Here is a 265-nt window from a genome sequence, read left to right on the forward strand (position 1 = left end):
ATACCGAAACGAAATTGCGTTTTAGAATATTCCTTTAAGCTGATCTTGTGTAAACAAGTGAAATAAAGGTAGCAGGTAAGGAAAGATCTTTTGCCTTTGGCAAAAATCATTCTTTATCGAACATCGACATTTTCTTTCTTTGAAAGAAAAGTCTAGGTTAAGCTACAAAGAGCACACGGAGGATGCCTAGGCGCCAGGAGCCGACGAAGGACGTGGCGAACAACGATAAGGCCTCGGGGAGCTGTAAGCAAGCTTTGATCCGGGG

1 rRNA gene is annotated in these 265 nt (G+C 43.4%); it reads left to right on the forward strand.

The features are described 5' to 3' along the window. Window positions 1-155: 155 nt before the first annotated feature. Window positions 156-265: ribosomal RNA gene (locus WA407_RS26485) — 23S ribosomal RNA — on the forward strand; the annotation flags it as partial.

Source organism: Paenibacillus sp. 203, from assembly GCF_037027525.1.
Classification (GTDB): domain Bacteria; phylum Bacillota; class Bacilli; order Paenibacillales; family Paenibacillaceae; genus Paenibacillus; species Paenibacillus polymyxa_B.